The 19,808-nt window shown below is 68.8% G+C and carries 19 protein-coding genes and 1 riboswitch; of the genes, 11 read left to right on the top strand and 8 right to left on the bottom strand.

What is annotated here, in order from left to right; translation table 11 throughout:
• Window positions 1-492, top strand: a complete 492-nt coding sequence (locus tag UK23_RS03800; RefSeq protein ID WP_045309933.1) for a hypothetical protein — start codon at window positions 1-3, stop codon at window positions 490-492.
• Between the two features lie 148 nt (window positions 493-640).
• Here UK23_RS03800 and UK23_RS03795 read toward each other — a convergent pair whose 3' ends face one another.
• Both UK23_RS03795 and UK23_RS03790 read right to left on the bottom strand, forming a co-directional pair.
• Complete coding sequence (locus UK23_RS03795; RefSeq protein ID WP_045309932.1) at window positions 641-1,141, bottom strand: methylated-DNA--[protein]-cysteine S-methyltransferase; 501 nt, start codon at window positions 1,139-1,141, stop codon at window positions 641-643.
• The gene (locus tag UK23_RS03790; protein WP_045309931.1) at window positions 1,138-2,424 is read right to left on the bottom strand and encodes a bifunctional transcriptional activator/DNA repair enzyme AdaA; all 1,287 of its coding nucleotides are present in this window, start codon (window positions 2,422-2,424) and stop codon (window positions 1,138-1,140) included. The genes UK23_RS03795 and UK23_RS03790 overlap by 4 nt, the downstream gene beginning before the upstream one ends.
• Before the next feature lie 80 nt (window positions 2,425-2,504).
• Between UK23_RS03790 and ychF the strand changes: the two genes are divergently transcribed.
• Window positions 2,505-3,584 carry a redox-regulated ATPase YchF gene (gene ychF, locus UK23_RS03785; RefSeq protein ID WP_045309930.1) on the top strand — a complete coding sequence of 360 codons (1,080 nt, stop codon included), beginning with the start codon at window positions 2,505-2,507 and terminating at the stop codon, window positions 3,582-3,584.
• 350 nt (window positions 3,585-3,934) lie between these two features.
• Here the strand turns inward: ychF and UK23_RS49965 are convergent, their stop codons facing one another.
• Window positions 3,935-4,291, bottom strand: coding sequence for an SAM-dependent methyltransferase (locus UK23_RS49965; protein WP_231114362.1), 357 nt, complete (start codon window positions 4,289-4,291; stop codon window positions 3,935-3,937).
• Between the two features lie 83 nt (window positions 4,292-4,374).
• Here UK23_RS49965 and UK23_RS03770 point away from each other — a divergent pair, with 83 nt between their 5' ends.
• From UK23_RS03770 to UK23_RS03760, 4 genes are all read left to right on the top strand, one after another.
• The gene (locus tag UK23_RS03770) at window positions 4,375-5,841 is read left to right on the top strand and encodes an AfsR/SARP family transcriptional regulator (RefSeq protein ID WP_052684330.1); all 1,467 of its coding nucleotides are present in this window, start codon (window positions 4,375-4,377) and stop codon (window positions 5,839-5,841) included.
• Entirely contained in the window at window positions 5,838-8,960 is a 3,123-nt protein-coding gene (locus UK23_RS48210) for an AfsR/SARP family transcriptional regulator (RefSeq protein WP_196777595.1), read from the top strand. The genes UK23_RS03770 and UK23_RS48210 overlap by 4 nt, the downstream gene beginning before the upstream one ends.
• Before the next feature lie 32 nt (window positions 8,961-8,992).
• A complete protein-coding gene (locus UK23_RS52495; protein ID WP_086662791.1) occupies window positions 8,993-9,148 on the top strand; it encodes a DUF6131 family protein in 156 nt (51 codons plus the stop codon).
• A gap of 278 nt (window positions 9,149-9,426) precedes the next feature.
• Window positions 9,427-10,641 carry a mannosyltransferase gene (locus UK23_RS03760; protein ID WP_045309929.1) on the top strand — a complete coding sequence of 405 codons (1,215 nt, stop codon included), beginning with the start codon at window positions 9,427-9,429 and terminating at the stop codon, window positions 10,639-10,641.
• On the opposite strand, the gene UK23_RS03755 is transcribed toward UK23_RS03760, so the two are convergent.
• Window positions 10,558-11,547: a glycoside hydrolase family 88 protein gene (locus tag UK23_RS03755; RefSeq protein ID WP_045309928.1), complete on the bottom strand. Its 990-nt coding sequence runs from the start codon at window positions 11,545-11,547 to the stop codon at window positions 10,558-10,560. The two genes, UK23_RS03760 and UK23_RS03755, sit on opposite strands and share 84 nt — an antisense overlap.
• A gap of 53 nt (window positions 11,548-11,600) precedes the next feature.
• Window positions 11,601-11,894: a 4a-hydroxytetrahydrobiopterin dehydratase gene (locus tag UK23_RS03750; RefSeq protein WP_045309927.1), complete on the bottom strand. Its 294-nt coding sequence runs from the start codon at window positions 11,892-11,894 to the stop codon at window positions 11,601-11,603.
• A gap of 32 nt (window positions 11,895-11,926) precedes the next feature.
• Window positions 11,927-12,041: riboswitch (TPP riboswitch) on the top strand.
• Between UK23_RS03750 and UK23_RS03745 the strand changes: the two genes are divergently transcribed.
• From UK23_RS03745 to UK23_RS03725, 5 genes are all read left to right on the top strand, one after another.
• Complete coding sequence (locus tag UK23_RS03745) at window positions 12,029-13,018, top strand: thiamine ABC transporter substrate-binding protein (protein WP_045309926.1); 990 nt, start codon at window positions 12,029-12,031, stop codon at window positions 13,016-13,018. It overlaps the preceding riboswitch by 13 nt.
• Before the next feature lie 29 nt (window positions 13,019-13,047).
• On the top strand, window positions 13,048-14,601 hold the full coding sequence (locus tag UK23_RS03740; protein WP_045310011.1) for an ABC transporter permease: 1,554 nt from the start codon (window positions 13,048-13,050) through the stop codon (window positions 14,599-14,601).
• Window positions 14,601-15,554 carry an ABC transporter ATP-binding protein gene (locus UK23_RS03735; RefSeq protein WP_045309925.1) on the top strand — a complete coding sequence of 318 codons (954 nt, stop codon included), beginning with the start codon at window positions 14,601-14,603 and terminating at the stop codon, window positions 15,552-15,554. The genes UK23_RS03740 and UK23_RS03735 overlap by 1 nt, the downstream gene beginning before the upstream one ends.
• 11 nt (window positions 15,555-15,565) lie before the next feature.
• Window positions 15,566-16,324, top strand: coding sequence for an SDR family oxidoreductase (locus UK23_RS03730; protein ID WP_045309924.1), 759 nt, complete (start codon window positions 15,566-15,568; stop codon window positions 16,322-16,324).
• Window positions 16,321-16,791 carry an HIT family protein gene (locus tag UK23_RS03725; protein ID WP_045309923.1) on the top strand — a complete coding sequence of 157 codons (471 nt, stop codon included), beginning with the start codon at window positions 16,321-16,323 and terminating at the stop codon, window positions 16,789-16,791. The genes UK23_RS03730 and UK23_RS03725 overlap by 4 nt, the downstream gene beginning before the upstream one ends.
• Here the strand turns inward: UK23_RS03725 and UK23_RS03720 are convergent.
• From UK23_RS03720 to UK23_RS03710, 3 genes are read right to left on the bottom strand one after another with little or no spacing between them, the layout of a single operon-like run.
• Window positions 16,775-17,578, bottom strand: coding sequence for an ABC transporter permease (locus UK23_RS03720; RefSeq protein ID WP_045309922.1), 804 nt, complete (start codon window positions 17,576-17,578; stop codon window positions 16,775-16,777). The two genes, UK23_RS03725 and UK23_RS03720, sit on opposite strands and share 17 nt — an antisense overlap.
• Window positions 17,575-18,579 (bottom strand): ABC transporter ATP-binding protein, encoded by a 1,005-nt coding sequence (locus UK23_RS03715; RefSeq protein WP_045309921.1) that lies wholly within the window; start codon window positions 18,577-18,579, stop codon window positions 17,575-17,577. The genes UK23_RS03720 and UK23_RS03715 overlap by 4 nt, the downstream gene beginning before the upstream one ends.
• The gene (locus tag UK23_RS03710; RefSeq protein ID WP_045309920.1) at window positions 18,576-19,664 is read right to left on the bottom strand and encodes a LolA family protein; all 1,089 of its coding nucleotides are present in this window, start codon (window positions 19,662-19,664) and stop codon (window positions 18,576-18,578) included. The genes UK23_RS03715 and UK23_RS03710 overlap by 4 nt, the downstream gene beginning before the upstream one ends.
• Window positions 19,665-19,808 lie beyond the last annotated feature (144 nt).

The raw sequence follows: 19,808 nt of genomic DNA, 5'->3' as shown, positions 1-19,808 counted from the left end.
GTGCTGTCCCACGTGGAAGTCACCGCCCGCGTCACGGTCACCCCGGCCGCCCACTTCGTGTGGTCGAACCGGCTGGACTACACCCACGACTGCCTCGTGTGCCTGCGCGTCGGCCGCGTGATGCAGCTGCAGCACGGCAAGCCGTACGGGCTCTGTGCCGGCAACGAGCACCCCGCCCCGATCCGCGTCAGCGGGTTCGACACCACCGACCACGGTGCCGAGCGCGGGCTGCGGTGCCGGATCTCGTTCTGGTGGGCGCCGTTCAACGACCTGACGGAGCCCGCCGTCCAGGCTTCGGAGCTGTCCGCCGAGCCGTGGGTTCAGCTCAACTACCGCGTCGGCTGCCACACCTGCCGGGACACCGGGGCCGGCGACTGGCTCGGCATCGAGGGTTTCCTCCGGTCCGGCTCGGGCCCGGTCACCACCTCGTGCCCGCGATGTGCGACCGAGCTGGTGACCGCGGCCGGCGCCCCGAAGATCAATCTGGTGTGAGGCACCCGGGTTTTGGACACGGGTGTCCTGCCGGCGTCAACGTCGATCATCGGTACCGCCCGCCGGACCGAGGACGGCTGGCGATTCACGCACGTCCGCCTCGAGATGGTTCTCTTCCAGGGTGAGCCGATGACCTTGAAGGTCTGATTCACGCCTCTTCGTGGGCGAGCAGCCAGCGCTTGACGTCCAGGCCCCAGCGGAAGCCGCCGAGGTTGCCGCCGATGCGGATCACCCGGTGACATGGCACGAAGAGCGCCACGGAGTTCCGCGCACAGGCCGAGGCCGCGGCGCGGATGGCGGCCGGGCGGCCGGACAGTTCCGCGTACTCGCTGTACGTGACGGGTTCGCCGGCGCGGACGGTGCGCAGGACGTCCCACGCGTGCTGCAGGAACGGGCCGGACTTCTGCCGGACCTCCACCGTGTCGATGGAGGCCAGGTCGCCCTCGTGGTAGGCGATGACGGCCTTCGTGACGTCGCCGAGGTCGTTCGTCCGCGTGATCTCCGACGGCATCAGGGAGGCGTGGATCTGGGGCGTCAGCAGGGCGATGTCGGCGGTCCAGCCGCTGGCCAGCACCGCTCCGTCCGACGCGACGATCGCGGTGAACGGCCCCGCCGGGGTGTCCACGGTGGACGTGTGTGCGACGCTCATGATGTTGCTGCCTTTCTCGTCAGGTGTGCTCCGGCGTAGGAGCGCCACGGCCGCCACTCGGGACCGTGGGAAGCCAGGTGCCGCGAACCCTCGGGGAGCACCAGCACGTCTGGTGCGCCCAGGACTCGCATGGCCACCTCGTCGGCGACCTCGTTGCCGACCAGGGATGCCAGTTCTTCGGTCAGGTCTTCGATCGAGCGGCCCACGTCCACGACGAGTCTGCCGCTCGCGACCGCCTCGGTGACCGGGTGGTCCCCGGCGGAGTAGAGGTGGGTCAGGGTGCCGTCCGGGACCTGCAGCGGTACGCCGGCGTAAGGCGCGACCAGCCGCAGCAACGTCTCGGTGCCGTCCACGCTGCCCGGCACCCGGATGCCGGGAGTTTCCCGGACCAGCGGGCCGATGACCGGGTCGGCGCCGAGGAACGTGTCGACGGCGACCGGGTCGGCGTCCAGGTCCAGCAGACGGCGGACCCGTGACACGGCCGCGCCCAGGTCGCGCATGTCGGCCAGGCGTAGCGAGCACAGGACGTGGTCCGTCGGGAACGTCAGACGGACCGTCGCCTCGCCGTGGGGCAGTGACAACGTTCGCCCGTAGGAGTCCGCGGTCACCTCTTCGACGCCTGGCAACGCGTTCAAGCGGAAGTAGGCCAGCAGACCGGCGGCGTCGAACGGCGGTCGGTACGGCAGGCGCAGGACGATCCGGCCCGGGGTGCCGACCGGGGCCTTGCCGCGGCCGCGCATGTCGGACGGCGTCGAGGCGAAGACCATGCGGATGGTGTCGTTGAACTGGCGGACGGAGGCGAACCCCGCCGCGAACGCGATGTCGGCGAACGACAGCTCGGTCGTCTCGATGAGCAGGCGGGCGGCGTGGGCTCGGTGCGCTCGGGCCAGTGCCAGCGGTCCGGCGCCCAGTTCGGCGGTCAGGACGCGGGTGAGGTGGCGTTCCGAGTAGCCGAGCTTGTTCGCGAGGCCGGAGACGCCGTCGCGTTCGACCGCCCCGTCGCTGATCAGCCGCATCGCGCGGGCGGCGAGGTCGGCGCGCAGGTTCCACTCGGGGGAGCCGGGGACGGCGTCCGGCAGGCAACGGCGGCAGGCTCGGAAGCCCGCCGACTGCGCGGCCGCGGCCGTCAGGAAGAACTGGCTGTTGCGGCGCTTCGGGGTCACCGCGGGGCACGACGGCCGGCAGTAGATGCCGGTCGTGCGGACCGCGTGGATGAAGCAGCCGTCGAAACGGGCGTCACGTGCGGAGACGGCCCGGTACGCGTGCTCTTCGTCAATGACCATGGCATCGATCCTGCCAGCGGGAACGAGCAATGGCTCGCGGGAATCGGACACGACCGTCGTCTGCCGTAGACTCGTCGCTCGTGAGTTTGACCCTCGGTATCGTCGGCCTGCCCAACGTCGGCAAGTCCACCCTGTTCAACGCGCTGACGCGCAACGATGTGCTCGCCGCGAACTACCCGTTCGCGACCATCGAGCCGAACGTGGGCGTCGTGCCGTTGCCGGACGCGCGCCTCACCAAGCTCGCCGAGATCTTCGGCTCCGAGCGCGAGGTGCCCGCGGTGGTGTCGTTCGTCGACATCGCGGGCATCGTCAAGGGCGCGTCGGAGGGCGAGGGCCTCGGCAACAAGTTCCTCGCGAACATCCGCGAGGCCAATGCGATCTGCCAGGTCATCCGGGTCTTCGACGACCCGGACGTGGTGCACGTCGACGGCCGCGTGGACCCGGCCTCCGACATGGAGACGATCAACACCGAGCTGATCCTCGCCGATCTCCAGACCCTGGAGAAGGCCATCCCGCGTCTGGAGAAGGAGGCGCGGATGCAGAAGGACCGCCGCCCCGCTCTGGAAGCGGCGAACAAGGCCAAGGACATCCTGGACTCGGGCCGCACGCTGTTCTCCGCGCAGTCCGAAGTGGACAACGCGTTGATCCGCGAGCTGTCCCTGCTGACGACGAAGCCGTTCCTCTACGTCTTCAACGCCGACGAGGGCGTGCTGGGCGACGAGGCCCGTCAGAAGGAGCTGCGCGAGCTGGTCGCTCCGGCCGACGCGGTGTTCCTGGACGCGAAGGTGGAGTCGGAGCTGCTCGAGCTGGACGAGGAGTCGGCGCTGGAGTTGCTGGAGTCGATCGGCCAGCACGAGCCGGGCCTGCACTCCCTGGCCCGTGCCGGGTTCCACACCCTCGGCCTGCAGACCTACCTGACGGCGGGTCCGAAGGAAGCGCGGGCGTGGACGATTCCGCAGGGTGCGACGGCTCCGCAGGCGGCCGGTGTGATCCACACGGACTTCGAGAAGGGCTTCATCAAGGCCGAGGTCGTGTCGTTCGCCGATCTGGTGTCGGCGGGGTCGAAGGCTGACGCGAAGGCGGCGGGCAAGGTCCGCATGGAGGGCAAGGACTACGTGATGGCCGACGGCGACGTGGTGGAGTTCCGCTTCAACGTCTGATCAGCCATGAGCGAGGGGCCTGTCCGCAACGGAGGGGCCCCTCACGGCATTTGGAGCCGCTGCCAGCGCCGGCTGGGACCGCGTTCGAGCTCGTCGAGATCCAGGTTGATCTCGAAGCTGCACGGACACCGCGTCTGACGCGTGGTCAAGCCAGCGTCGCCGTGCACAGGGCGGTCGCGTTCGCCGCCTCCGGATCCGCGAAGTCCGGCAGCGGCCGCCCGTACCCCACCGCGAGCGCCGGGACGCGGTTCACCGACATGCTCCAGCCCTGCGCGGTCAGCCAGCCCGCCGGTCGGCGACGGTGGCCACGAACTCCGCTCCCATGCTGCGGATCCGCCCCAACGTGTCGGTCACCGAGGCGCGGTGGTCCGCCGAGGTGTCCATGTGGTCGAAGGCGAACCGGCTGCCGGGCGCGGACAGGCCGGCAGGTCCAGCTCGAACACGCGCGCGCCGGACGGCCAGGGCAGGCGGAACGCGCGGGCGTCCAGGCCCGCGGCGAGCACCACGACCTGATCCGGTGCGGCGGCGAGGAAGTCGTCGTAGAAGCGGGTGCGGATCGCCATGAACTCGGCCGCGCCCGGTGGGGCCGGCGGGATCGGCTGCGCGGACGCCACCACCGCAGCAGCCAGCGGGTCGTCGTGCAGCCGGTCCGGGCGCGCGGCCTCGGTCGCGCGCATCGAGGCGACCCACAGAGCTGTTCTGCTCACTGCCTGCACGGTGAAGAAGGCTGGCAGCAATAGGGTCCTCAGTCGACCACGCGTCTCACGTCGTCGCGCCTAGACTCCCCGCCGTGATCGTCGAGTACCGGGTGCTCGGGCCGTTGGAGGTGCTCCTCGACGGCGAGCCGGTCGCGGTTACGGGTGGTCGCGGACGAGTTCTGCTGGCCATGCTCCTGTTGCGGGCCAACGAGTTCGTGCCCGTCGACGAGTTGGTCGACCGGCTCTGGGAAGGCAGGCCGCCCGCTGTCGACCGCGTGCACAAGACGTTGCAGATGGTCGTGGTGCGGCTGCGGCAGTCGTTGGGCGAGGCCAACTGCATCCGCACGACGTCGCGCGGTTACACGGCCGAGGTGACGCCGGAGCAGCTCGACCTCACCCGCTTCCGCGCCCTCACCGCACGGGGCGAACACCGTGCGGCACTGGAACTCTGGCGCGGCCCGGCGCTGGGCAACGTCGAGTCGGCGTGGCTGCACCGCGACGACGTGCCGCGGTTGGTCGAGGAGCAGGTCGTCGCGCTGGAGCAGCGGATCGACCAGGACCTGTCGCTCGCCACCGACGTCCTGGTGCCGGAGCTGTGGTCGCTGGTCAAGCGGTACCCGTTGCGCGAGACGTTCTGGGCGCAGCTGATGCTCGCCCTGCACCGGTCGGACCAGCGGGCCGAGGCGCTCGCCGCGTACCGGGAGATCAGCGAGCGCCTCACCGACGAGCTGGGCGTCGACCCCGGTCATCGGCTGCGGCAGGCGCACCTGGAGGTGCTCAGCGAGCGGCCGGACGTGCCCAGGCAGCTCCCGCCGGACATCCCGCACCTCGTCGGCAGGGACGCCGAGTTGGCCAGGCTCTCCACCGGGCAGATCACCGCGTTCAACGGCATCGGCGGCGTCGGCAAGACCGCGCTGGCGGTGCACTGGGCCCACCGGATCGCCGACCGGTTCCCCGACGGCCAGCTCTTCGTGGATCTCGGCGGCTTCGGCACCAGCGCCGAACCAGTCGCGCCGCGCATCGCCGCACGGGACTTCCTCGTCGCGCTCGGCGTCGATCCGGCCGAGCTCCCGACCGGCGACGACGCGTTGTTCGCGCGGTACCGGTCAGTGCTCGCCGAACGCCGCGTGCTGCTCCTGCTCGACAACGCCCACGACGTCGCCCAGGTCCGCCCACTGCTGCCAGGGGGCCCTGCCAACCTCGTGCTCATCACCAGCCGCAACCGGCTCAGCGGCCTGGTGGCACGGGAAGGCGCGCACCCCGTCCAGCTCGACGTGCTGACCGCCGAGCAGGCGTTGGCGCTGCTCGGCGACCAGCTCGGCCAGGAGCGTCTCGCCGCCGAGCCCGAAGCGGTGACCAGGCTCGTCGCGCAGTGCGGGGGCTTGCCGCTCGCGCTCACCATCGTCGCCGCCCGCGCGACCGAGCACGACTCGCTCGGCGTGCTCGCGGACCAGCTCGACGGCTCGGGGATCCGCGCGGCAGGCGAGGATCATCGGGCTCGGGTAGACCTCGAGGAGGCCGAATCACTGCTGTCCACACTTTCGGAGCCGCCGGCGTGACCGTTGAATACCGCGTGCTGGGCCCGCTGGAGGTCCTGGTCGACGGCGAGCCGATCCCGTTGCCCGCGGGGCGCGGAAGGGTGCTGCTCGCCACGTTGTTGTTGCGCGCCAACCAGTTCGTGTCGGTGGACGAGTTGGTGGAGCGGGTCTGGGAGGGCGAGCCGCCGGATCTGGACCGCGCACACAAGACGTTGCAGACGGTGGTCCTGCGGGTCCGGCAGGCTCTTGGCGAGGCGAACTGCGTGCGCACCGAACCCGGTGGGTACCTGGTCCAGATCGGACACGAGCAGCTCGACCTCGCGAGGTTCCGCTCGCTGGTCGAGAGGCAGGAGTTCGACGCCGCGCTGGCACTGTGGCGCGGGCCGGTGCTGGGCAACGTGGCCTCGGAGTCGCTGCACCGCGACGAGGTGCCGCTGCTGATGGAAGAGCGCCTCGTCGCGTTGGAGAAGCGGATCGAGGCCGACCTCACGACCGGGCGGTCGGCGGAGCTGGTCCCGGAACTGCAGGAGCTCACCCGCAGACACCCGTTGCGCGACCGCTTCTGGGCACAGCTGATGCTGGCGTTGTACAGGTCCGGCCAGCAGGCGGGCGCCCTCGAGGCGTATCGGCAGGTCAGCGAGATGTTGGCGGACGAGCTGGGCATCGATCCGGCACCCGCGCTGCGTGAGCTGCACGAACAGATCCTGCGCGGAGAGGTCGCGCAGGCGAAGGACAAGGCGCCCTTGCCACGGCAGCTGCCGCCGGACCTCGCCACGTTCGCCGGACGCGAGAGCGACGTGCGGCGACTGGCCGCGAGCAAGGCGCGGGTGCTGGTCATCACGGGTACCGGCGGGGTGGGCAAGACGTCTCTCGCCGTGCACTGGGCGCACCGGATCGCCCGCCGCTTCGAGGACGGACAGATCTTCGTGAACCTGCGAGGCCAGGATCCGCTCCGGGCGATGGCGGCGCAGGAAGCCCTGACTCTGGTCCTCAAAGGACTGGGCGTCGACTCCGCGCCGGTCAACCCTGACGAGCAGGTGGCGTTGTACCGCTCGCTGGTCGCGGACAAGAAGGTGTTGCTCGTGCTCGACAACGCGGCGAATGCCGAGCAGGTGCGGCCCCTGCTGCCCACGTCCGCCGGAGCGCTGGCGATCGTAACCAGCCGTGGTGACCTGCGAGGGCTGGCACTGCACGACGCCGACCTCCTGCGGCTGCCGACGTTGAGCGACGACGGCGGGACGCGGCTGCTGGAACTGGTGCTCGGCGAGGAGCGCGTGCGGGCGGAGACGAACGCTGCCGCGGCGCTGGTGCGCCTGTGCGGAGGCCTGCCGCTGGCTCTGCGCATCGCCGCCGCGGACCTGCGTGCGCAGGCCGCGATGACCATTGCGGACAAAGTCGTGCAACTGGACGACGACAGGCTCGGCGAACTGGCGGTGCCCGGTGATCCCGCGGCTGCGGTCAGCGTCGTTTTCGACGAGAGCTACTCCTCGCTGCCCGAGGACGCGCGGTTGGTGCTGCGCAGGCTCGGGGTGTTGCCCGGCGCCGACTTCACCGCCAACGACGCCGCGGTGATCGCCGGTCTGCCCAACGCCCGCCGCCTGCTCAACCACCTCGTCGGTGTTCACCTCGTCGAGCAGCGCGGCAACCGCTTCGTCCTGCACGACCTGCTGCGGGTGTACGCGCGGGAACGGTGCGACAGCCACGAGATCGGCGAGGCCATGGGGCGGCTGTACGACTTCTACCGGCGCATGACCGACGACGCGGCCGAGCTGCTGTTCGCGGATCAGCGGCGGTTCCCTCTCAGCACCACCACGGTCCAGCTGCCCGACGTGGTGCTGAAGACACCGGACGAGGCGTTCGCGTGGCTGAATTCCGAATACCAGAACCTGGTCTCGGCGATGGTGACCGCGACCGAACGGGGTGACCACAGGCCCGCTGCCGAGATCGGCGCCGTGCTCAGCGCCTTCTGCTACGAGGTCCGCGACGACACCAGCTGGTCGGCGTTGTGTGACATCCGCGACCGGGTGGCCCGTGAGTCCGGCGAGGACGAGCTGATCGCCGACTCGAACCTCGCGACCGCGTTCTACAACTTCTGCCAGGGAGACTTCGCGCGTACGAAGCAGCTCGCGCTGTCCTCGCTCGACCTGGGCATCCGGACGGGCAACCTGCGGATGCAGGCATCCGCGCACAACGTTCTGGGTGCGGTGACCCGCACCGCGGGTGAGATGGCGGCCTCCCTCGAACACCAGCGGCAGGCGCTCGCGATCCACGAGCAGATCGGTTCGACCGAGGGGCAGGCGTTGGCCTGGATCAACATCGCCACCATCTCGTTCAACCTGCCGGACCTCCCCGCGGCCGAGCAGTCGCTGCTCAGGGCGATGGAGCTCAGCGGCTCGCCCGCCGTCCGCGGCCACATCCACTCCTCCCTGAACAGCGTCTACATGGAACTCGGCCGGTTGCCGGAGGTGGTCGCGCACAAGGATGCGTACCTCGCGCTGCAGGAAGAGCTGGGCAGCCCGCGGCGGATCACCATCGGCGTCAGCATCGCGGTGCGGGCGATGCTGGCGCTGGGCCAGGTCGACGAGGCTTTCGACCTCATGCTCGACATCCTGGAGGAGGTGCGGCTGAGGGTCAGCTTCGAGGAGGAGTTCGAAGCCTGGAACGCGCTGGCGGCCTTGTTCGACGACTGCGGTGCATTGGAGGACGCGGTGGCCGTCGTGCAGTTGCTGACCAGACGTACCGACCACGAGACCACGGTCCACCAACAGATCAGCGCGGACTGCTTGGCTGCACGGGTGTACCGCAAGCTCGGCGATCACGAGGCCGCAGCACACCACCTGGGCGAAGTACGGGCACGCCTCACCAGCGACTACGCCCTGACAACAGGAGACGAGCTCAGGGAACGTGCGTTGCTGCACCTCGCGTTGGGCGAGACGAAGGAAGCCCTGCGGTGTGCTGAGGACGCCGTCGCCACGCACGCCCGGTATCACCAGCGGCACCTGGAGGCGCAGTCACTGCAAGCACTCGCACAAGTACGCCGCGCGACCGGTGACGAGAAGGGTGCCGTGGAAGCGGAAACATTGGCAGAAAATGCATATCGGGACTGCGGTGTGAGGTTTGTACCGACCTCTGTGGGGTAGCCGGTAGAAGTAATTCCCCACCTGGAGGTGTCATGATCGTTCTCGGTCTGATCCTGCTCGTCGTCGGATGGCTGGCCGGTATCAGCATTCTGACGACCATCGGAGTGGTGCTTCTGGTGATCGGCGCCATCCTCGCCGTCCTCGGCGCAGTGGGCAAGCCGGTCGGCGGTCGTGCGCACTACTTCTGACGCCGAAGGCGTCTTGCTCCCCTCGGATAGATAGATGAATGGGTGAGTCTCCACAAAGGAGACTCACCCATTCGCTTGCGGTACAACAGGTTCAGAGGTTGCCCTTGGTGCGAGCGGCAACAGCGAACACTCCGAACGCGACCCCCAGCATGGCCAGAGCGGCGACAGCGGCAACTACAAGATCAACAGACATGACCAACAAAACTCCCTCTTGCGGTCTCTCCCGTCCTAGTGACGCCGGGGTACCCCCGAAAGTTGCCTCAGGTAACGTTTTCGGGGTGAAACTCCGTGCTGTGGAAGCGCGTGTGCTCTCCGTAGCACCGTGGTTGCTCGCGTTGTCGGTCATCGGCCACCTGGTCCTGGTGCAGTTCCAGGTCAAGATGACCATGATCGACTTGTTGGTGTACCGCAACGGATCGCCGCACCTGTGGAAGGGCGACCTGTACGAATGGCGCCTCGAGCAGTACGCGGACGTGTTCCCGCTGCCCTTCACCTACCCGCCGTTCGCGGCCGCGATCTTCACGCCGATGAGCTGGGTGCCGTGGGAGGCGTCGCGGTGGATCTGGCAGCTGATCTGCCTGGGCTGCCTCTACTACATCGTGCGCACGACGCTGAAGCTGCTGAAGCTCGACGACCCGCGCCGCGTGATGTTCTGGACCGCGCTGGTCCTGTGGATCGAGCCGGTGCGCACCACGCTCAACTACGGCCAGATCAACCTGGTGCTGTGCGCGATCCTGATCGGCACGCTCGCGAGCGCGCGCAACTGGGTCAGCGGTGCCGGTGTGGGTTTCACCGCTGGCATCAAGCTGACGCCCGCGATCTCCGGTTTGTACTTCCTCGTCACGAAGAGGTGGATGGCCGCGGTCTGGTCGTTCGTCGCCTTCGCGGCGGTGTACGGCATCGGCTGGGCGCTCTCGCCGTCCCAGTCGAACAAGTTCTGGTTCGAGCTGCTCGGTGACGCGAGCCGGGTCGGACCGGTCGGCAGCGCGATCAACCAGTCGATGCGCGGGGCGCTGAGCCGCACCGTCGGTTACGACGTCAAGACCGGGCCGATCTACCTCGTCGCGGTGCTCGTCGCGGCCGCGCTGACGTGGTTCGCGGTCAGCAGGACGAAGGACGTGCTGGCGCTGATCATCAGCGTGCAGATGCTCGGCCTGCTGGTCTCGCCGATCTCGTGGAGCCACCACTGGGTGTGGATGGTGCCCGCCCTCCTCTGGCTGATCTACGAGGGCGGACACCTCCTGTGCAAGATCACCGCCGGCCTGTGGGTGGTGCTGACCGGCGGTTATCTCGTCTCGTTCCTGCTGAACGCCCAGCCGAACATCTGGGACTTCCCGCGTCCCTGGTACTACGCGCTGCTCGGCTGGGGCTACCCGGCGGCCGGGATGCTCACGCTGGTCGCGATCGGGCTAGCAACCCGGCGTAAGAGGGACGAGCTGCTGCCCGGCGATGAGGAAGCTGCCCACAGCGAACCCAGCGCGGTCGCCGGCTGAGGCGGGCTTCCAGGAGTTGCGGGCCGCGACCCAGCCGAGCATGCCGTCGGCGTCCAGCGCGGTCTGCAGCGCCGTCCAGCCCTTCTGCACGTACGGCAGGTAGGTGTCCTTGTCGAGCACGCCCGCGTTGATGCCGGCCGCGAACGCGTAGGTGATCATCGCGGTGGCCGCCGAGTCCTTGCCGGTGGCGCCCCAGAAGCCGTCGTGGCGCTGCAGGTACCGCAGCGTCTGGGCGGACTTGCGCAGCGTCTTGGCGTAGTCGGCGCGGTACGGGTTGTCCTTCGGCAGCGCCAGGATCGCCTTGGCCAGACCCTGCACGGCCCAGCCGTTGGTCTGCACGTTCAGGCTCCACAGGCCGGTGGCCTCGTTGAACGTTCGGTGCTTGAGCGACCGGTAGGACTTGTACGAGTAGTCGAGCAGGTCCTGGTTCAGGTCGGCCACGGCGATGCGGGTGAACGACGGCAGGGCCATGTTCAGGGCGTCCGGTGACTTCCAGTAGTCGTACTTCCCGGTCTTCGCCTGGGCGTACAGGTTGTCGCGCAACGGCTGGAGCACCGCGGGCTCCGGGTGGAAGTACGAGACGTCGAGGTAGGCCTCACCGCTGGACTGGGCGTCCGGCGCGTACGGGTTCGCCGGGTCGAGTGGCAGCAGGTACTTGTTCGCCTGCACCCACGGCCACGTCTTGTGGTTGCTGATGCCCGTTGTCCGCACCTGGGCGAGGTTGCCGACGTGGAAGTTCGCGTTCGACCAGTTGTTCGCCTTGAGGTCGGAGCCCTTCTCGAGCCAGGCGAAGCTGGCCTTGATCATCGTGTCCGTCAGGGCGCAGGGCACGGCTTGGGCAGCCGCGGGCGCGATCAGGAGGCTGCCGGCAACCGCCATGACGAACAAAGATGTGCGCAACCGCATGAGGGTGTTCCCTCTCATATCCGCTGGCGGCGGCAGCGCACATCTTTACCGAATCAGGTCAGCGCGTCCAGGACTCCGTCGATTTCCTCGGCGAGAGATACGTCGAGCGCGGTGATTCCTCCCTTGTAGTGGGTGCTCAGGCGAAATGTGAGGGTCTTGTAGCGGATGTCGATGTCCGGGTGGTGGTTGTCGTTCTCCGCGATCTCCGCCACCCGGTTCACGACCATGATCGCCTGCGGGAAGCTCGCCAGCTCCACGGTCCTGACCAGCGCCGCGTCCTGGGCGGTCCAGTCGGGCAGTTTGGGCAGCACGTCGTTCAACTGATCGTCGCTCAACAGCTCGGCCATGTCCTGATCGTCCCACCACGTCACGTAAGCTGCGCGTTTGCCACGGGAGTCCGGTGAAGCGCCGGGCTGAGAGGAGGGCTCGCAAGCCCTCGACCGTCCACCTGATCCGGGTCATACCGGCGTAGGGAGATGTGATGAGAAGGATTTGGGCTGTTCTCGCCGCGGTCGCGTTGACCGGTTGTTCGGCCGGAACTTCGACCGCGCCGCAAACGCACGAGGTCACTTTGGTGACGCACGACTCGTTCGTGGTGAAGGACGGGTTGCTGGACGAGTTCCAGAAGGCCACCGGGATCACCGTGAAGCAGATCGCCTCGGGTGACGCCGGCGAGCTCACGAACAAGCTGGTGCTCACCAAGGCGAACCCGATCGGCGACGTCGCGTTCGGCGTCGACTCGACGTTCGCCTCGCGGGCGCTGGCGGAGGGCGTGTTCGCCGAGTACGCCTCACCGGAGGCCACCAAGGGAGCGCAGCGCTACCAGGCCGACACGTCGAACCGGCTGCACGCGGTCGACGTCGGCGATGTGTGCCTGAACATCGACCCGGCCAAGCTCGGCGGGGTCGAGCCGGCCTCGTACGAGGACCTGACCGACCCGAAGTTCAAGGACAAGCTGGTCGTGGAGAACCCGGCCACGTCCTCGCCCGGTCTCGCGTTCCTGCTGGGCACGATCGCGAAGTTCGGCGAGAACGGCTGGCAGGAGTACTGGACCAAGCTCAAGGCCAACGGCGTCAAGGTCGTGAGCGGCTGGGAAGAGGCCTACAACCAGGACTTCAAGGCCGATCGGCCGATCGTGGTGTCCTACGCGTCCTCGCCGTCGGCCGAGGGCGGGAAGACGAAGGCCGTGCTGTCGACCTGCTACCGCCAGGTCGAGTACGCGGGTGTGCTGTCGAAGGCCAAGAACGCCGCGGACGCGCAGAAGGTGCTCGACTTCCTGCTGGGCGAGAAGTTCCAGGCTCAGGTGGCCGAGCAGATGTACGTGTACCCGTCGCGTGAGGGCGTCGCGCTGCCGGAGTCGTGGGCCAAGGACGCGCCGCTGCCGGCTTCGCCGCAGTCGCTGCCCGCGGACAAGGTGAAGGACAACCGCGAGGCGTGGGTCGAGCAGTGGCGCAAGCTCGTGCAGGGCTGAGTTCGCGCACGGGGTGGTCGGTGGCGGCTCTGCTGCCGCTGGCCTTCCTCGGTCTGTTCTTCGCGTGGCCGGTGCTGGCGATCCTGTCGTTGGGGTTGCGCGAGGGCGGTGTGCTCACCGCTCTGTTCGACGGTGAGACCTGGGAGCTCGTCGGGTTCACGCTCGGTCAGGCCGCCGCGTCGACCGTGGTGGCGGTGCTCGCCGGGCTGCCGGTGGCGTTCGTGCTGGCGCGGTGCCGACTCCGCGGACTCGGCGTGGTGCGCGCGGCCGTGATGGTGCCGTTCGTGCTGCCGACCGTGGTGGTGGGCCTCGCGTTCCGGACGTTCTGGCCGGACGGCGGGGTGCTGTCGATCGTGCTCGCGAACGCGTTCTTCAACGTGGCCGTGGTCGCGCGGACCGTCGGCGGGCTGTGGGCGCACACGGATCGCCGGGCCGAGGACGCTGCCCGTGCTCTAGGGGCTTCTCGGCCGCGAGCGTTCCTTTCTGTGGTGCTGCCTGCGTTGGCGCCTGCGATCGGATCTGCGGCTGCAGTCGTGTTCCTGTTCTGTGCCACGAGCTTTGGTGTCGTGCTGGTGCTCGGTGGGTCTCGGTACCGGACGCTGGAGACCGAGATCTACCTGCGGACCGTCGAGCTTTTCGACCTGTCCGGGGCGGCTGCGTTGTCGTTGCTGCAGTTCGCGGCGGTGCTGGCCGTGCTGGTGCTGGGAGCGCTGGCCCGGCGGCGGCGCGAGACCGCGTTGTCGTTGCGCGGCAGGGAAGAGCTGGCGCGACGGCCTTCCGGTGGTGAGTGGTACGTGGTGTTCGCCGCTCTCGCCGTGGTGGTGGCGTTGCTGACGCCGGTCGTCGGGCTGATCACCCGTTCGCTGTCCACACGGGACGGTTGGAGCTTCGCCGGGTACGCGGCACTGGCCACCCGTGGAGATCGCGGAACGCTGGCGGTGACGGGGTTCGACGCGGCGCTGAACTCGGTGCGGACGGCGTTCGACGCGACGCTGGTGGCGTTGGTGGTCGGGGTGTTCTCGGCCGTGGTGCTGGTCGGGCTGCGACGTTCCGGGGGACGGATCGCCGAGGTGCTGGACACCGCGTTGATGCTGCCGCTGGGCGTGTCCGCGGTGACGGTCGGCTTCGGGTACCTGGTGACGATGGACGCGTTGCCCGGGGATTTCCGGACTTCGCCGCTGCTGGTGCCGTTGGCGCAGGCGTTGGTGGTGACGCCGTTGATCGTGCGGATGGTGTTGCCGGTGTTGCGGGCAGTGGACGAACGGCTGCGACAGGCGGCGGCGACGTTGGGCGCCTCGCCGTTGCGGGTGTGGCGTGAGGTGGACCTGCCGCTGGTCGGACGGTCGCTGGCGGCCGCCGCCGGGTTCGGCTACGTGGTGGCGCTGGGGGAGTTCGGGGCGACGAGCTTCCTGGCGCGGCCGGACGCGCCGACGTTGCCGGTGGTGATCGCGCGGCTGATGTCGCGGCCGGGGGAGTTGAACAGCCAGATGGCCTATGCGTCGTGCGCGCTGCTGATGGTCGTCACGGTCGGGTGCGTGCTGCTGATCGAGCGGTTGCGCGTGCCGAGCAGCGGGGAGTTCTGATGGCGCTGGAACTTGAGTCGATCACCGTCCGATATGGACAGACGGCCGCGGTGTCGGACGTGTCGTTGTCCGTTGGTGACGGCGAAGTCGTGGCTCTGCTCGGGCCGTCCGGGTGCGGGAAGTCGACGCTGCTGCGCACGATCGCCGGACTGGAGAAGCCGTCTTCCGGCTTTGTGCGGTGGGATTCCTCGGATCTGGCCGGGGTTCCGGTGCATCGGCGCGGGTTCGGGCTGGTTTTTCAGGACGGCCAGCTGTTCCCGCACCGGTCGGTCGCCGGGAACGTGGCTTTCGGGTTGCGGATGCACCGGGTGGACCGCGAGGAGCGGGACAAGAAGGTGCTGTCGCTGCTGGAGCTCGTCGGCCTGGAGGGGTACGCGGACCGGCGCGTGACGCAGCTGTCCGGTGGCGAGCAGCAACGGGTGGCGCTGGCGCGGGCGTTGGCCCCGTCGCCGCGGTTGCTGCTGCTGGACGAGCCGTTGTCGGCGCTGGACAGGGCGTTGCGCGAGCAGCTGGCCGTCGACCTGGCGCGGTTGCTGCGGGAGGCGCAGACCACCGCGCTGGTCGTGACGCACGACCACGACGAGGCCTTCACGCTGGCCGACCGGGTGGCGATCATGTCGCGCGGCCGGATCGTGCAGGTCGGGCCGCCGGCAGAGGTGTGGTCGTCGCCGGTCGACGTGGAAACCGCGAAGTTCTTGGGCTGCAACAAGTTCGTGCCCGGCTCGTTCGTGGGCTTGCCGGTCGGACGAGTTGGGCTGCGGGCCACGGCGTTGCGGGTGGATGGCGCAGGTCCGTTGGAAGGCACTGTGCTGGAGCGCGTGCACCGGCGTGATCACGTGCGGCTGCTCGTGGAGATCGACGGCGAGGAGTACGAGGCGGTCGGGCCGATGAGTGAGATCGGCGACCACGTGCGGCTCGAAATTGACTTGGACGGCGTCGCTCGCATCGGTTAGCTGGAAGTCCTATGGGACATCTATCAGGACGAGTCGCGCTCGTCACCGGAGTGAGCAGGCGGCAGGGCATCGGCTACGCGACCGCGTCCCGGCTGGCGGCGCTGGGCGCTGACCTGTTCGTGCAGCACCACGTGGCGCACGACGAGGCACAGCCGTGGGGCGCCGACTCGATCGGCGAGGTGATCGCCGGCATCGACGGCCGCGTCGAACACCTGGGCCTCGACCTGACTGAACCGGATGCGCCGGAGCAGCTGGTCGCGGCGGCGGTCGAGGCGTACGGGCGCGTGGACGTCCTGGTGTGCAACCACGCGCTCAGCGGATCGGACGGTCCGCTGGGTGAACTGGACGCGGCCATGCTGGACAGGCACTACGCGGTGAACACGCGGTCGTCGATCCTGCTGACGCAAGCGTTTGCCCGCCAGCACGACGGTGCTCCTGGCGGACGGGTGGTGTTCATGACGTCCGGGCAGAACCTCGGGCCGATGCCGAACGAGGTCGCCTACGCGGCGTCGAAGGGCGCGCTGGTCGGGATCATGCCGACGCTGTCGCACCACCTGATCAGGCGGGGGATCACGATCAACGCCGTGAACCCCGGCCCGACCGAGACCGGTTACGCGAACGAGCAGACGCTGGAGTGGGTGCGGGAGCGGATGCCGCTCGGCCGCTGGGGCCAGCCGGACGATGCCGCCCGGCTGGTCTCCTGGCTCTGCACCGACGACGCTGAGTGGATCACCGGACAGGTGATCAACAGCGAGGGCGGTTTTCGATGACGACGTCCCACGAACCGGACGGGTACGAGTGCCCGTTCTGCTTCCTGCTGGCCGGCGGGGAGACGGAGATTGACAGCCAGGACGACATCGTGCTCCGCACCGAGAGGGCCACGGCTCTCGTGGCATCGGGGTGGTGGGCCGACAACAGCGGCCACGTCATCGTGATCCCCAACGCGCACCACGAGAACATCTACGACCTGCCGGCCGAGTACGGCCACGCGGTGCACGACGCCGTCCGCGAAATCGCCGTTGCCATGCGTGCCGCGTACGGCTGCGACGGCATCTCCACTCGTCAGCACAACGAGCCCGCCGGTGGCCAGGACGTGTGGCACTTCCACGTCCACGTCATTCCGCGGTACCAGGGCGACAACCTCTACGGGTCGAAGCCGCTACCGGGGTTCGCCACCGGCGAGCAACGTCGTGTCTACGCCGAGAAGCTTCGTGCGGCGCTCAGCTGTCCTTCGTGATCAGGCGCATCGCGGCGAGGCCCGTGCCGATCAGCAGGTAGCAGCCCGCGAGCAGCGTGCTGTCCCAGATCTGGCTGGTCGGGATCGGGTCTCGCATCACGTCGATCAGGCCGGGGAACCCCGTCGTGATCAGGAACGGGTGCAGCCAGTCGAGCGACTGGAACTGCCCCAGCACCTGGAACACGATGATCGTCGTCATCGTCGCGGCCTGGACCACCAGCGGGTGCTCGGTGGTCGAGCTGACGGCGAGGGCGACCGCGCCGATCGACACCATCTGGAACGTGATCAGCACGATGAACAACGCGATGCGGATCAGGCCTTGTCCGGTGCTCAAAGTCGTGCCGGACAGCGTCATCATGCCGTCGGTGCCGAGGAACGCCGTGCCCGCGATGATGCCCACGACCGCCATCAGCGTGACGGCGAACAGCGACATCGCGGTGAGCCCGAACAGCTTCACGAACAGCAGCCGCACACGTGAGACGGGTGCGACCAGCAGCCCGCGCAACGTGCCGTGCTGCGCCTCGCCGGCGAGCCCGTCCGCCGCCCAGATGGATGCCACCAGCGGCAGCAGCAGGTTGATCGACAGGAACAGCGTGAAGATCGGCACGACCAGGCCGTTGCCCTTGAGGATCCCGGCGAGACCGGGTCCTCCGCTGTCGCCGTCGCCCGCGGTCCAGATGCCGAAGCTGATGATGATCGGCACGAGGACGAGCCCGAACAGCCCGATGAGGGTCCGCGGCCGGCGCAGCATCCACCGCACCTCGGAACCGAACTGACGCGTGATCATCGCGGTCCCCCGTCCAGCGTGTCCACAGCGGACATCCCGCGCTCGGCCTCCTCGGCCTCGGTGAGCCGCGCGAACAACTCCTCCAGGCCGGTCTTCCACCGCGTCGCCTCGTAGACCCCGACGCCTGCCTTGACCAGCGTCTCGATCACCTGGGGCGCGGACGTCCCGGCGAGCTCGACCCGCAGGCCCTCTCCGAGCGGCCGCGCGGAGATCTTGGCGCTGCGCAGTGCGCCGAGCGCCGTCTCGACGTCCGGGGTGATGACCTGGAGCGCCGAACCGCCCGCCTGCAGCAGCTCGGTCAGTTCGCCTTGCGCCACAACGGTTCCGCGGTGCAGCACCGCGACGTGCGTGCAGGTCGCCTCGACCTCGCTGAGCAGGTGGCTGGACACGAGGACGGTGCTGCCCGCTGCGTGGAGCTCGGCGATGATCTTGCGGATCTCCCTGGTGCCGGCCGGGTCCAGGCCGTTGGTCGGTTCGTCGAGCACGACCAGCTTGCGCGGCACGAGCAACGCCGCGGCCAGGCCGAGACGTTGCTTCATGCCGAGCGAGTACCCCCGGTACCTGCGGTGGGCCGCCTGGGCGAGCCCGACGCGTTCGACCGCGTCCTCGACAGCCTGCTTGATGTCACGCTTGTCGAGGAGCGGCTCGAACGCGGCACAGCGGATGAGGTTCTCCCGGCCACTCAGGAACGGGTGGAACCCCGGGCCCTCGACCAGCGCGCCCACGTGCGGCAGCGCCTGCTCGGCCCCGTCCGGCAGGGGTTTCCCGAGCAGCTCGATCTCCCCCTGCGTGGGCCGCACCAACCCGAGCAGCATCCGGATCGTGGTCGTCTTGCCCGACCCGTTGGGGCCGAGCATGCCGAGCACGGCCCCCTCCGGCAGCTCCAGGTCGACGCGGTCGACGGCGACCGTGCTCCCGTACTCCTTGCGCAGACCCCTGGTCCGCGCGGCGACGGCGTGTTGCTCGGGTGCCGTCACCGGCGCGCTGGTCGAGGTGGTCACTTCACCTGTCCGATCGTGTCGAACAGAACCTGCTCCGGAACGGCACCCGCGACCACACGGCCGTCGTCCGCGATCAGGACCGTGGCGACCTTGGTGTTGAACAGCTTGCCGCTGCCCCAGCTGCCACTGACCTTCTTGGTGAAGCGGTCGACCAGGCCCTGAGCCTCGGCCGGGACCTGACCCATGGCCTCAGCGGGGATCCTGGCACCGACCACCGTGTCCCAGCCCGTGCCGAAGATCTGCGGGTCCTTGCCCTGCAGAGCCTGCTCGATGCCCATCTCCGGCATCTTGTCGCGGCCTTCGGCCTCCTTCGCCTCCGGCGTGGTGACCTTGGCGTTGGACGGCGGGGTGAACTCGAACAGCTTCGGGTCCTGCGGGCCCACGTTGATGTCCTTGAAGCCGACCGTGCCCGCCGGTTCGGAGGCGCCGTTGGTCAGCACCGCGACCCGGAGCGGCATCTTCAGTTCCGAGTCGACCGCGATCCTGACCTCGCGGATCAGGGTCTTCTCGCTCGGCTTCGGGGTCAGGACCAGCTCGTACGCCGCGCGGTTGGCCACCCGTGCGGTGCCGTCGACGCTGATGTCGCTGAACTCCTTGGTCAGGGTGACGATCTCCTTGGCCGCGGTGGCCGGGTCGATCGCCTTCTGCTCCTTGGTGTCCTGCTTGTCCTGCTTGTCGGGCGCCAGGTCCGCCTTGTGCTCGGACTTCGTGACCTCGTTGTCCTGCGAGTTCCAGGACCACGTGGTGGTGCCGTCGTCGACGATCGTCTGCTCGGACTGGCCGTTCGGGAGGGCCAGCCGGAGCTTGCCGTTTCCGTCCGTCCAGATCCTCGCGCTGTGCTTGCCGTCGGCCAGCTGCGGGATTTCGGAGATCGCTGGGAGGCCCAGCTTGTTGTCGACTTCCACCGTGCCGCCGAACGCTCCCGGCTTCGCGGTTAGGACCTGCTCCACCAGGGACTCCGCTGAGACCGTCGGTAGAGATGGTGGCTGGCCTGCGCCTGCTGGCATGGCCAGCAGGCTGAGGCCTGCTGCGCCGGTGACCACTACGGCTGCTGATGCGGCCAGGGTCACCTTTCGGTTGATCATTTGGTCCCCTCCTCCAAGGGCTTGTGGTTATAGCTTGGGGTGGGGTTGCTGAGATGGTGCTGAGACTACGTCTAGCTGCGGTTTTGTGCTGGTGTTGCGTGCGAACCGCGGCCTGGGTGGGTGGTCGGCTTGCGTTGGGCGGGT

This window comes from Lentzea aerocolonigenes (assembly GCF_000955955.1).
Taxonomy (GTDB): Bacteria; Actinomycetota; Actinomycetes; order Mycobacteriales; family Pseudonocardiaceae; genus Lentzea; species Lentzea aerocolonigenes_A.
The sequence above is the reverse complement of the archived record's forward strand: the minus strand, read 5'-3'. Positions and strand labels throughout refer to the sequence as shown.